Source organism: Sorangium sp. So ce394 (assembly GCF_051474665.1).
Classification (GTDB): Bacteria; Myxococcota_A; Polyangia; order Polyangiales; family Polyangiaceae; genus Sorangium; species Sorangium cellulosum_D.
The window spans coordinates 11,262,501-11,274,131 of the sequence record NZ_CP150339.1 but is presented as its reverse complement, the minus strand read 5'-3'; the positions used below and the strand labels follow the sequence as shown (position 1 = coordinate 11,274,131).

Below are 11,631 nucleotides of genomic sequence, written 5' to 3'. Positions count from 1 at the left end.
CCGGCGGCCGCGGCGCTCATCGGCTCGCCTGGTCCCTCTCGTGGCGCGCCTGCTCCCGCACGACGTCGAAGAGGCGCGCCGCGTCGAGCAGCGAGGCCGTGAGCCGGCCGAACTGGATCACATCGCCGACCGCGACCTCCGCCGGCTCGTTCTCGGAGAGCAGCTTGCCGTTCACGCGGGTCCCGTTCTGTGAGCCGTTGTCGATGAGCACGAGCTGCCCCTGCGCGCTCTGCCGGAAGTGCGCGTGCAGCTTCGAGACCGACGGGTGGCGCAGCACCACATCGCAGTTGCGCGTGCGGCCCACCGAGATCTGATCGGGATACGGATTGCCCTTCGCCTTGACGACCTCGAACACCTCGCTGGTCGGACCGGGCGGAGGCGGCGGCTTGCGGTGCGCCGCGGGCGAGGCGGCGACCGTCCGGAAGGCAAATTGCTGGTTGTCCGCACCAGCCTCGGACACCACGAGGAGCAGGTTCGTCACCCTGCGGACGAAGCGGTCCCGAGGCATCAGACGCGCCAGCTCGATGATGTCCCCTGATTCTTCCACGATGCGCCGAGTATAAGCCGATCCCGAGGAGCGGAACGTGGGTGAGCGTACTTTGCCGTAGCGACACGCCCACGTCTCAGCAGCGCGGTCTCGCGGCCACCATTGCGCTGGCGCACATCGCGTCTCCACCGCGCCGCGCGGCGCGCCTCGAGTCAGAATCGGTGTTCCGATGTAAGCGCACGTGGTGCCCTGGGGGCGCATCACCCCTGTTTCTCGCCGCGCGGTCGCGCCTCGGCACCGATGCGGCGGCTCGCCGGGCAGACCGCGCTCGAAAACGCCGCGACCTGGCGTACCTTCCGCGCCCATGCACGCACTGGTTCGTGGACGCATCTCGGTCAACCCGCGCGGCTTCGGGTTCCTGAACATCGAGGCCTCTCCGGAGAAAGGAGGGGCGCCGGGCAGGCCGCCCCTGGTCCCGGCGACCGCCTTCATCACGCCGCCCGATCTGAACCCGTTCCTCGACGGCGACGTCGTGGACGCGGTGGTCGTCGAGGCGGAGCCTGGCCGCTACAGCGCGTCGCAGCTCGCCCTCGTCCATCGCGATCGCGCCGAGCTCTTCGGGACGGTCGTGTCGCACGCGAAGCGGCCGCACCTCCGGGTCGATCGCCTCGTCTCCAACACGGACTGGCCGTTCAAGCCGGGCGCCGCCGACGACCTCGCCGAGGGCACCGCGGTGGTCGCCGTCATCGAGGGCGCGGCCGTCGTCCCGGCGCGGGTCGTCGCGCCGGGCGCCGATCTCGGCATCGAGCGCTGCCTCGCCCGCAACGGCGTGCGCGCCGTGTTCCCGGGCGAGGTCGTCGAGGCGTCGCGCGCGGCGGCGGCGGCGGTGTCGATCGAGCGCGAGCTCGCGCGGGGCCGCCGCGACCTGCGCGAGCTCACCACGGTCACCATCGACGCGCCCGTCACCACCGACATCGACGACGCCCTCGCCGTGCTGCCGGCCGGGCCCGACGGCGCGCTCCGCGTGTTCGTGTCGATCGCCGACGTGGACGCGTTCGTCCAGGAGGGCTCGCCGCACGATCTCGAGGCCCGCGCCCGCGGCACGAGCGTCTACCTCGCCGGCCGCGTCATCCCGATGCTCCCCGAGTCGATCTCCAGCGAGGCGGCGAGCCTGCTCCCGGGGGTCGATCGGCTCGCGGTCACGGCCGAGCTGCGCGTCGATCCCGAGGGCGGCGTCACCGCGGTCGATCTCCATGAGAGCGTGATCCGCTCGCACGCCCGCCTCTCGTACGACGCCGTCGAGGAGTTCCTCACGACGGGCCGGTCCGCCGGCATCCCCGAGGCGGCGTGGCCGGTCGTGCGCTGGCTCCGCACCGCGGCCGCGCGCCTGTCGACGGTCCGCGCCGCGCGCGGCGGCGTCGAGCTCGACCGCGACGAGGCCTACGTGACGCTGGACGCCGAGACGCGCGAGCCGACCGGCGTCTCGCCGCGCTCGGACACCGGCGCGCACCGCCTCGTCGAGCGGCTGATGGTGGCGGCGAACGAGGCCGTGGCCAGCTGGCTCGTGGCGCGCGGGCTCCCGTGCGTCTTTCGCGTCCATGACGAGCCCACCGAGGAGCGCGTCCAGGCGCTCGAGCGCTTCGCGCACAACTTCGGCGTCGAGGCCGGGTTCGGCCCGCGCCTGAGCCCCCTCGGCCTCGCGGCGTTCGAGGCGCAGTACCGCGGCTCGGAGCTCGCGCCCGCCATCCGCACCGTGCTCGGCAAGGCGCTCGGCCCGGCCCGCTACACGGCCGCCGGGGGCCTGCATTTCGGCCTCGGCGCCCCGCTGTACCTGCACTTCACGTCCCCGATCCGCCGCTATGCCGACCTCGCCGTGCACCGCGTCATCAAGGGCTACCTCCAGGGCCGCCGCGATCAGCGCGTGGACGCCGAGGCGCTGGCGTCGCTCGCCCACCACCTGAACGCGCGGGCGCGCAGCGCCGGCAAGGCCGAGACGGAGCGGCACCGCATGCTCGTGGCGCGCCTGTTTGCCTCCCGGATCGGCGAGGAGATCGAGGGCAACATCGTGTCCATCAAGCCGTTCGGCCTCGTCGTCCAGATGGTCGAGTCCGGCGCGACGGGCACGATCGCGCTGGAGGCGCTGCCGGAGGGCCCGTACCGGATCGACGCCGCCGCCCAGGCGCTCGTCGGCGCGAGCCGCCGCTACGGCGTCGGCGAGCCGATCCGCGCCGCCATCGCGTCGACGAACGAGGAGCTCGGCCGCGTCGACCTCGTCCCCGCGGGCGCCCGCGGCGCCGCGTGACCCGGGCCGCGGCGCGCGCCCGCGGCCGCGGCGGCGGCTCACGGCGCGCGCGCGGCCGCCGCTCGTGAGCACCTGGCGCAGCCGCTCCCGCGGCGCCCGGCGGCTACGGCGACAGGCTCACGACGAACGCGTCGGTGCCGTTCGCCGTGTGCTCGCCGAGCCCGAAGTCGATCCGCCCCTCGGCCGTACCGCAGAGCACGATGGCGCTGTTCACGGGCGAGATGGCCGTCGCGTTCGACTTCTGGTTGCCGGCGGCGCCGAGCACCTTCCCCCAGAGGGTCTTGCCCTGCGGGTCGAGCTTCGCGACGAAGGCGTCGAAGCCGCCGCCGCTCCGGAGCGGCTCGTCGCCGAGGGCGATCACGCCCTGCGCCGCGCCGGTCACCACCACGTTGCCGGCTGCGTCCGCGGCGATCGCCATGCTCTCCTGCGAGCCGTCGCCGGCGAACGACCGCGCCCACGCGGGCGTGCCGTCGGGGGCGAGCGACACCACGAACGCCGTCTGTGCGTCGTTCGCGTGGAGGGTCAGCTCAGGGCCGAAGTCGAGCTCGCCCAGGTACGTCCCCGTCACGACCACCGCGCCGGACGGGGTGACGGTGATCCCGGTGCCCGCCTGCGAGGCCGTGTCGCCGTAGTCCGAGAGCCAGACGCCGTTCCCGCTGCTGTCGAGCTTGAGGACGAACAGGTTCGGCCCGAGCCCGGTGTTCCGCACCTGCCGGCTCCCGACGGTCAGCGTGCCGTTGTACCGGCCGGTGAGGAACACGCTGCCCGTGGCGTCGACGGCCACGCTGGTGGCGAACTGGTTCGAGGTGTCCCCGTAGATCCTGGTCCACAGGACGGCGCCGAGCGGATCGTACTTCCGCACGAAGATGTCGGTGCCGCCCTCGCTGCTGGCGCAGACCGGGAGGGGCGGCGCCGAGCAGAGCAGCGATCCGCTGAAGTAGCCGGCGATCACGATGTTGCCGGCCGCGTCCACCGCGATGGAGCGCAGCGTCTGATCCGCGCTGTCCCCGATCTGGCGCGCCCAGCCGGGGGTGCCGTCTCTGTCCAGCGTGGCCACGAAGCTGTCGAGCGCGTTGACGCTGCTCAGCGTCGCGCTGCCGAACGTGAACGACCCGTAGAACGTCCCGCCGATGACGAGCTTGCCGTCGGGCGTCACCGCGAGCCCGTTGAGCGTCTCGGCGCCGCTGCCGCCGAACCTCGCGCTCCAGCGGTGAGCTCCGGTCGCGTCGAAGCTCGCGACGTACACGTCGGCGGTGCCGATGCTCACCAGCGTCTCGTCGCCGAACTTGAGGGTCCCCGAGAAGGTGCCGCCGATATAGATGTTCCCATCCGCGTCGACGCCGACGCCCGTCGCGCTCTGGATGTTCGGGTCGCCGTAGAGGGCCGACCAGAGCGGCGCGCTGCAGGCGAAGCCGTCGCAGTCCTCGTCGGTGTCGTCCGCGCACGTCTCGGTCGCCGGGGTGACCTCGCCGACGCACGGCCGCCACGACGTCCCCGTGATGTCGCACATCCGGAGCCCCGGCGCGCAGAGCCCGACGCCCTTCGTGTCGTCGGAGCCGCTGTAGCAGGTCTCGATCTGGCCCGGGGTGCACACGCACCCCGCGTCGGCCTCGTTCGTCTCGCCGTCGCAGTCGTCGTCCAGGGTGGTGCTGCAGTCCTCGAGCTTCGGGACCACGGCGCCCTCGCAGTCGCCGAAGCCCTGGCCGTCCGGCAGGCACCTCCGCACGCCGGCCGCGCACACGCCGACGCCCTCGGTGTCCGCGGGGCCGGGATAGCAAGCCTGCTCCTCGCCGGCGCTGCAGAGCGGCGCGCCTCCGGTGCCACCTCCGCTGCCGCCGCCGCCGCCCCCGCCCCCGGCGTCGGGCCTCGGGTTGAAGGGCACCGGGTCCGAGCACGCGCCAGGGAGCATGAGAACGAGCGCAGACCCGACGAGCATCGATCGAGCGCGCAGGGTTGTCCTCGTGACCATCAGGGGATGGAGCTCCATGTTCGGCGATGTTGACTTCAGTCCTGATGTGGCTTTCTCGTCTGGCGCTTCTTCTTCAAGTCGATGATGATCGTGCTGACGGGCGGCGGCGCGCTCGATGAGGCGCCGGGCGGGTCCGGGCGCATCGTCTCCGGCGCCTCCAGGGCGCGCGGCGGCTCGTCGGCGATCTCGGACGGGGAGAGCTGGGTGGGCCTCTCGCTCGCGCTCTGCGCGGGAAGCAGGTCGTGCTGCTGGACCGCGTCGCTCTTGGGCTCGTCGCGGAGCGCCATCCACACCGCGACTACGCTCGCGATCACGAGCGCTACGCCGCCGATCGCGAGCAGGATCACGAGCTTCGGCGGCTGCTTCGGCGGAGCGCGGCGCGGCCCCCAGCCGGCGGCCGGCTGCTCGCCGTAGGGGGCGCTCGGGGCGTGCTGCGACGCGGGCGCGCCGTAGGACGCGCCGGTGCTGTGGAGCGAGGCCGGCGCGCTGTGGGGCATGCTGGCGGCGTGCGACGCGGCGGGGGCGCCGTAGGACGCGCCGGTGTTGTGGAGCGAGGCCGGCGCGCTGTGGGGCATGCTGGCGGCGTGCAGCGCGGCGGGGGCGCCGTAGGAGGCGCCGGTGCTGTGGAGCGCGGCGGGGGCGCCGTAGGACGCGCCGGTGTTGTGGAGCGCGGCGGGGGCGCCGTAGGACGCGCCGGTGTTGTGGAGTGCGGCGGGGGCGCCGTAGGAGGCGCCGGTGCTGTGGAGCGCGGCGGGGGCGCCGTAGGACGCGCCGGTGTTGTGGAGCGCGGCGGGCGCGCTGTGGGGCGCGCTGCCGCCGTGGAGCGAGGCGGGCGCGCCGTGCATCCCGGCGTGGCCTGCTCCGGTGTTGTGCAGGGCCGACGGCGGCCCGTTCGGAGCGCCGGGGCCGATCTGCGCGAGGCTCGGATGGCCTCCGCGCGCCTGGGCGGCATCCATGGCGCTCGCGCCCTGGGCCCCGGGCGCCGCCACCGTGGCGGCCTCCCACGAGGTCGCTCCGCCGGGGCCGGGATCCGGCCCGATCGCGGGCGCCGAGCCCCTCTCGTTCCACCTCGCGCCCGAGGGGGCCGCCGGCCGCGGCGGCGGCTCGGCCGGCGCCTCCACCGAGGCGGGCGCCGCGAGCATCGGCGAGGGCTGCGGCGCGCCCGCTGACGGCGAGTCCCCCGCCGCGAGCCGCGCCGACGCGAACGGCGGCGGCTCTCCGCGCAGGAGCGCCCGCATGTCCGCCTGCATCGTGCGGGCGTCCGGGTAGCGCCGGTCGCGATCGAACGCGAGCGCCCTGTCCACGAGGGCGCACAGCCCCGGCGGCGCCTCCGGCGCGACGCTCGCGAGCGGCGGCGCCGCCATGGTCGCCATCTTCACGAGCAGCTCGGACTCCGTGCGCGCCTCGTGGATGCGCCGCTTCGCGATCAGCCGGAACATCGTCGCGCCCGCGGCGAAGAGGTCCGCCCGGTGGTCGACCGAGATGCCGCGCACCTGCTCCGGGGCCATGTACGACACGGTCCCGAGCGTCGCGCCCGTCCGGGTCCGCATCGCCGTCTTCACGCCGTCGCGCATGCGGGCGATGCCGAAATCGAGCACCTTGAGGCGCCCGGTCCGCTCGACGAAGAGGTTGTCGAGCTTGATGTCGCGGTGGATGATCCCCTGATCGTGCGCCGCCCCGAGCACGTCGAGCAGCTCGTCCATGAGGCGCAGCATCTCGCCCGTCTCGATGTGGCCGAGCCGCTGGAGCCTGTCGGCGAGCGACTCGCCGTCGAGGAGCTCCATCACGAGGAACGGCGCGCCGTCCTCGGTCATGTCGATGTCGCGGATCTCGACCACGCCGGGGTGCCGGAAGCGATTGACCGCCTGCGCCTCCCGCTCGAACCGGGCGCGCAGGTCCTTCGAGCGCGCCACCTCGGGGTGGAGGATCTTGATCGCCTCGCGGCGCCCGATCTTGTGGGTCGCGGCGTAGACGGCGGCCATCCCGCCGATCCCGAGGAGGCGATCGATCGTCCATTTGCCCCGCAGGGTCGTCCCTACGCGCCTCTCGCAGGCCGCCCGCTCGTCGTCCATGCCCCGATCGAATGTCACAGCGCGCGGGATCGAGGTCAAGGTGAGAGCCGCGGCGGGGGCGACATCGTCTCGCTTCCCGTGCCTTCCCGGCGCCGACGAGCCTGCCACCGGCCCGGGCTCAATCGGGGATCGGGTGCATGCCGTCGCGCACCCAGGGATCGATGGTCGGCCGGAACGCCGCCTCGGTCCGGAGCCCCGCCAGCACGGACGCGAGCCCCCACTGCAGCCGATTCACGAACGTGAAGTCCTGCGGCATCTTCGGCACGTGGGGGATGGTGGGCATCTTCTCTCCCTCCTTGAAGGTGAGCCCCCGGATGCCGCGGGTCAGGTAGGCCACGGTCTCGCGCGCCTTCTCCGGGGAGCACTTCCAGGTCCCGTGCGTGCACAGCGGGACCATGAGCTCCATCGTGTAGCTCCGGTAGAGATCCCAGCTCTCGTCGTTCGGATCGTAGCCGAGCACCTCCACGCAGGCGCGATCGAACTCCTTCCAGTCCGCGTCCATGGCGGCGCGCATGTAGCGCTTCATGCCCGCCACGAGGTCGGGCGGGAGCTGCTTGACGCAGCCGAAATCGAGGATCGCGACCCGGCCGTCCTCGTAGAAGCGGTAGTTGCCGGGGTGCGGATCGGCGTAGAGCCAGCCGTACCGCAGCATCGAGCGGAAGGTGAAGCGCCAGATCGAGAGGCCCGCGCGGTTCTTCGCCTCCTGGCTGCCGCGCTCGCAGAACTCGGCGTAGCTCATGCCGTCGACGAACTCGAGCGTGATGATCCGCCGCGTGGTGAGGCTGTGGTGGATCCGGGGGATGTAGACGTCCTCGTCCCCGGCGTTCATGCGGCGGAACAGGTCCGCCATCTCGGCCTCGCGCGCGTAGTCGAGCTCGGACAGGAAGACCTTGCGGAGCTCGTCGACGGTCTGCCGGGCGTTCAGCTTCTTGGCGATGGGCGCCATCATCGCCTCGAGCATCGAGACGCTCTTCAGGTCGTTCTCGATGGCCCTGTCCATGCCCGGGTACTGCACCTTGACGGCGACCCGCTCGCCCGCCTTCGTCGTCGCCCGGTGCACCTGCCCGATGCTCGCCGCGGCGAACGGCTCGCGCTCCCAGGCCGCGAACACCTCGTGGGGCGGCGTGCCGAGCTCCTGGATGACCATCTGCTCCGCGGCCTCGGGCGACAGGGGCGGCGCCTTGTCGAGCAGCTTCTTCAGCGTGGCCTGGAACTTCTCCTCGTACCCCGGCGGCGCGAGCCCATCGATGTAGCTCGCCATCTGCCCGAACTTGAGCGGCAGGCCCTTCATCTCGCCGAGCGTCTTCAGCATCGCCTCGGCGGTCTTCTTCACCTCCTGGGTCATCTTCCGCCGCGCCTCGGCCTCTTCCTCGTCGGTCCGCGGCGCGCCGAAGGCGCGCTTCGCGCCCTCGATGGCGAACGGGAGGGTGCGGGGCGCGAGGCCGGCGAGGCGCGCGAGGCGCCCGAGCTTGGAGGTCGGCGGTTTGTCTCTGGGCTTGTCGTCGGCCATGCGGACTGACTCGTTAGGGTAGCGTTGGTCGGCGCGGAGCGGTCATGCGCCGACGCGGCGCCTCGGGGCGGCGCGGATCTTCGGAACCGGCCACAGGGACACGGTGTTCCTCAGCTGCTGAGCCTGCTCCGGGGAGATGTCCCCCTCCACGTGGACCCGGGCCTTCCGGTCCTCGACCACGACCCGCACCGCGCCCCGTCCGACCGGCGCCGCGCGGAGGACGTCCGTGATGTCGTCGAGCAGGCGCTGGGGCAGCCGGCCCCGGAGCAGCCGGACGTTGCGCCCCTCGACGCGCACGTAAAATAGCTCGTTCGCGCGGAGGAGGGCCACGGCGAGCGGAACGACGACGGCGAGCAGGGCGAGGGGGATCAGGAAGGACATGGCGGGCCGCCCACGACGAGAGCGCCTCCCCCAGGCTCACCCGCGGCGTCCGGATCGTGAGCCCGCGCCGGCCGTTGTCAACGCCGGCCGCGGCGGGCTCCCGGCGCCCGCGAGCGCCGTCCGGGCCGGGGGCCCTGGTCAGGGGGGCGCGCGGTGCCTACCTTAGGACCTCATGACGAGCGCCGCGCCCCAGCCTGCCGCCATCGACCCGCGCCTGGATCTCCACGACGAGATCAGCCGCCTGAAGCGGGAGAGGAACGCCGTCCTCCTGGCCCACTACTATCAGGACGGCGAGATCCAGGACCTCGCAGACTTCCTCGGCGACTCGCTCCAGCTGGCCCAGCAGGCGAAGAAGACCACCGCGGACGTCATCCTGTTCGCCGGCGTGCACTTCATGGCCGAGACGGCGAAGATCCTGAACCCCGAGCGCATCGTCGTGGTGCCCGACCTGCAGGCCGGCTGCTCGCTCGCCGACGGCTGCCCCGTCGACCGCTTCCGCGCCTGGCGCGCCCGGTACCCCGGCGCGGTCGCGATCTCGTACATCAACTGCTCCGCCGAGGTGAAGGCGGAGAGCGACTACATCTGCACGTCGTCGAACGCCGAGAAGATCGTCCGCGCGATCCCCGAGGGGCAGGAGATCCTCTTCGCGCCCGACAAGAACCTCGGGCGCTGGCTCATCGAGCGGACGGGCCGCCCGATGCGCCTGTGGCAGGGCAGCTGCCTCGTGCACGAGACGTTCAGCCTGCGCAAGATCGTCGCGCTGCGCGAGCGCCACCCGGACGCGAAGCTCATCGCGCACCCGGAGTGCGAGGAGCCGATCCTGCGGATGGCCGACTACATCGGATCGACGACCGCGCTGCTCAAGTACACGATCGCGGACGACGCCGCGAAGTACATCGTCGCGACCGAGAGCGGCATCGTGCACCAGATGCGCAAGGCGTCGCCGCAGAAGGAGTTCATCGAGGGGCCGCCCGAGGGCAACTGCGCCTGCAACGAGTGCCCCTTCATGCGGCTCAACACGCTCGAGAAGGTCTACCTCGCGCTGCGCGACCTCGCGCCGCGCCTCGAGATGGCGCCCGAGCTGCGCGAGCGCGCGCGCATCCCGATCGATCGCATGCTGGCCCTCAGCTGAGCCCGCCGCGCGGCTCACCGCCTCGGGCACGCGTGGCGGCGCAGCGTGCAGATGTTGGTCCGCTCGCACGTCGTCGACATCGTGAGATCGCGGCAGGGGCGCCCCTTCTCGTGGGGCCGCTCCCGCGTCGCGCGGACCGGGTGCGGACGCGGCTCGTGGGCCACGGCGCAGTCGTGGTCCCCCTCGCACGGCACGGGCAGCACGCGGAGCAGCGCGCACGCGCCGGCGTCGCAGTAGCAGACGATCCCCTGGTCCGTGACGGGCGGCTGCCGGTTCAGCCGCGGATCGGCGCCGCAGCGCTCGCCCGCGGGGTCGTAGCCGCAGTCCGCGTCGATCGCGCACGCGGTCGGGAACGCCTGCTCCCGGGGCAGCGCGGCGTCGTCGCCCGCCGTGGCCGCCGGGTCGTCTTGGCCACCGGCGCTCGCGGCGCGCGTCGTCCCGACGCCGTCGTGCTGCGAGCGCGGCGCCGGCGCAGGCGAGCGCGCCGCCGGCGCGGACGCGAGCGATCGCGGCGGCGCCGGCGGGCGCCCCGGGGCCGGATCGCCGCACGCCGCGAGGGCGAGCGCGGCGGTGAGCAGGAGGCGCCTCGCGCGCTCGCTCACCGCGGCGATCACAGCACCAGGGAGAGGCCGAGGGTGTGGATGAACGAGCCTCGCGCCTGCGGCAGCCCGCCGATGGCGCGCCGCCGCCCCAGGCCGTCGATGGCCTGGGCCTCGCGCGTGGCGTCGCCGCCCCGGCCGAGGAGGAAGGCCCCCGAGCTCTCCAGCTCGATCGTGAGCCAATTGCGGATGAGGTCGAACGACACCCCGAGCCCCAGCGGAATGGCGACGTACGAGCCGCCGCGCTCGCGGATCGTGAACTCGCCCTCGGGATCGGAGACCCGCATGCGGCCGAAGTCGAACCGGTCGTAGCCGACGCCGACCGAGACCCACGAGCGGGCGCGCTCGCCGAGCGGCAGCGTCGGCGCGAGGCGCGCGCCGAGCGCGAGGGCGCGCGCGGCGGGCGCGCCGTCCTCGCGCGGCTCTGCGGTGATCGCGCCGGGCTGCCCGAGCGCGCCTTGCTGCATGGCGAGCTCGTGCCGGGCGAGCACGACGAAGGCGGAGAAGCGCAGGTGCTCGACGATCTCCCAGCGCGCGTGGATCCCGAGCCCGATCGCGGGCTCCAGGCGAACGCGCGACAGGCGGCCCGCGTCGTCGCGCGTCCCGAGCCAGCTGACGAGGGCCGCATCGGCCCCGATCTCGATGTGCCGGCCCCACGGCAGGTGCGGCGGCGGGGGCGCGGGCGGCAGCGGCGGCCGCGGCGGCTTCGCGGGCTCCTCGGCGCCGGCGTCCTGGGCGGGCCCGGCGGTCTCCGGCTCCTCGGCGCGCGCGGTCGCGGTGCAGGCGAGCGCCACCGCGCCCGCCGCCATGCCTCGTTGCACGAGGGCGCGAGCGGTTCGCATGCCCGCCCTTGTAGCAGGCTTTGGCGGCGGCCGGTCCCCGAGCTGCGGAGCCGCGCGCCTCGCGGCCCGCTGCCGAGGAGCCGCGCGGCCGGCCCGCTCCCCCGGGAACATCGCGCGCCGGCGCCCCCGGCGGCGCTCGCCCTCGGGCGGGTGGCAGGGGCCCGCCGGGTCGGGCAAACTCGCGTTCATGCGTGCAAAGCTCCTCGTCTCCCTGTCTGTCCTGGTCCTCGCGCAGCTCGGCTGTTCCGCCGAGCGCAAGCCCGACAGCGAGCCGGCTCCCGCGGCGGCGCCCGCCCCTGCCGCCGAGGGCGCCTCGCCCATGCAGGCGTCGGCGTCG

General features: G+C 73.8%; 10 protein-coding genes (1 of these 10 cut by a window edge). 3 read left to right on the top strand and 7 right to left on the bottom strand.

The genetic code is table 11. The features are described from left to right. Nucleotides 1-16: 16 nt before the first annotated feature. Nucleotides 17-547 carry an FHA domain-containing protein gene (locus WMF33_RS41655; RefSeq protein WP_437333794.1) on the bottom strand — a complete coding sequence of 177 codons (531 nt, stop codon included), beginning with the start codon at nt 545-547 and terminating at the stop codon, nt 17-19. Nucleotides 548-851: 304 nt separating this feature from the next. Between WMF33_RS41655 and WMF33_RS41650 the strand changes: the two genes are divergently transcribed. Then, nucleotides 852-2,789: a ribonuclease R family protein gene (locus WMF33_RS41650; protein WP_437333793.1), complete on the top strand. Its 1,938-nt coding sequence runs from the start codon at nt 852-854 to the stop codon at nt 2,787-2,789. Nucleotides 2,790-2,892: 103 nt separating this feature from the next. On the opposite strand, the gene WMF33_RS41645 is transcribed toward WMF33_RS41650, so the two are convergent. The 4 genes from WMF33_RS41645 to WMF33_RS41630 form a co-directional block, all read right to left on the bottom strand. After that, the gene (locus WMF33_RS41645) at nt 2,893-4,758 is read right to left on the bottom strand and encodes a hypothetical protein (RefSeq protein ID WP_437333792.1); all 1,866 of its coding nucleotides are present in this window, start codon (nt 4,756-4,758) and stop codon (nt 2,893-2,895) included. A gap of 35 nt (nt 4,759-4,793) precedes the next feature. Further along, nucleotides 4,794-6,830, bottom strand: coding sequence for a protein kinase domain-containing protein (locus WMF33_RS41640; protein WP_437333791.1), 2,037 nt, complete (start codon nt 6,828-6,830; stop codon nt 4,794-4,796). A gap of 118 nt (nt 6,831-6,948) precedes the next feature. Continuing rightward, on the bottom strand, nt 6,949-8,340 hold the full coding sequence (locus WMF33_RS41635) for an ABC1 kinase family protein (RefSeq protein WP_437333790.1): 1,392 nt from the start codon (nt 8,338-8,340) through the stop codon (nt 6,949-6,951). A 42-nt stretch (nt 8,341-8,382) separates the two neighbouring features. After that, nucleotides 8,383-8,721, bottom strand: a complete 339-nt coding sequence (locus WMF33_RS41630) for a DUF3634 family protein (protein WP_020740483.1) — start codon at nt 8,719-8,721, stop codon at nt 8,383-8,385. 172 nt (nt 8,722-8,893) lie between these two features. Here WMF33_RS41630 and nadA point away from each other — a divergent pair, with 172 nt between their 5' ends. Continuing rightward, nucleotides 8,894-9,853 carry a quinolinate synthase NadA gene (gene nadA, locus WMF33_RS41625; RefSeq protein WP_061621779.1) on the top strand — a complete coding sequence of 320 codons (960 nt, stop codon included), beginning with the start codon at nt 8,894-8,896 and terminating at the stop codon, nt 9,851-9,853. 14 nt (nt 9,854-9,867) lie between these two features. Here nadA and WMF33_RS41620 read toward each other — a convergent pair whose 3' ends face one another. Then, nucleotides 9,868-10,455, bottom strand: a complete 588-nt coding sequence (locus tag WMF33_RS41620) for a hypothetical protein (protein WP_437333789.1) — start codon at nt 10,453-10,455, stop codon at nt 9,868-9,870. Nucleotides 10,456-10,463: 8 nt separating this feature from the next. Further along, nucleotides 10,464-11,294, bottom strand: a complete 831-nt coding sequence (locus tag WMF33_RS41615) for a hypothetical protein (protein ID WP_437333788.1) — start codon at nt 11,292-11,294, stop codon at nt 10,464-10,466. 187 nt (nt 11,295-11,481) lie between these two features. On the opposite strand from WMF33_RS41615, the gene WMF33_RS41610 reads away from it, so the two are divergent. Further along, nucleotides 11,482-11,631, top strand: the 5' portion of a protein-coding gene (locus tag WMF33_RS41610; RefSeq protein ID WP_437315500.1) for a DUF4920 domain-containing protein. The gene runs 396 nt beyond the window's last position; the window shows 150 of its 546 coding nt (coding positions 1-150); the start codon lies at nt 11,482-11,484; its stop codon lies beyond the right edge, outside the window.

Coding starts and splice junctions, on each gene's coding strand:
- nadA (WP_061621779.1), top strand. CDS start 8,894: ATGACGAGCGCCGCGCCCCAGCCTGCCGCCATCGACCCGCGCCTGGAT.
- WMF33_RS41635 (WP_437333790.1), bottom strand. CDS start 8,340: ATGGCCGACGACAAGCCCAGAGACAAACCGCCGACCTCCAAGCTCGGG.
- WMF33_RS41615 (WP_437333788.1), bottom strand. CDS start 11,294: ATGCGAACCGCTCGCGCCCTCGTGCAACGAGGCATGGCGGCGGGCGCG.
- WMF33_RS41630 (WP_020740483.1), bottom strand. CDS start 8,721: ATGTCCTTCCTGATCCCCCTCGCCCTGCTCGCCGTCGTCGTTCCGCTC.
- WMF33_RS41640 (WP_437333791.1), bottom strand. CDS start 6,830: ATGGACGACGAGCGGGCGGCCTGCGAGAGGCGCGTAGGGACGACCCTG.
- WMF33_RS41650 (WP_437333793.1), top strand. CDS start 852: ATGCACGCACTGGTTCGTGGACGCATCTCGGTCAACCCGCGCGGCTTC.
- WMF33_RS41645 (WP_437333792.1), bottom strand. CDS start 4,758: ATGGTCACGAGGACAACCCTGCGCGCTCGATCGATGCTCGTCGGGTCT.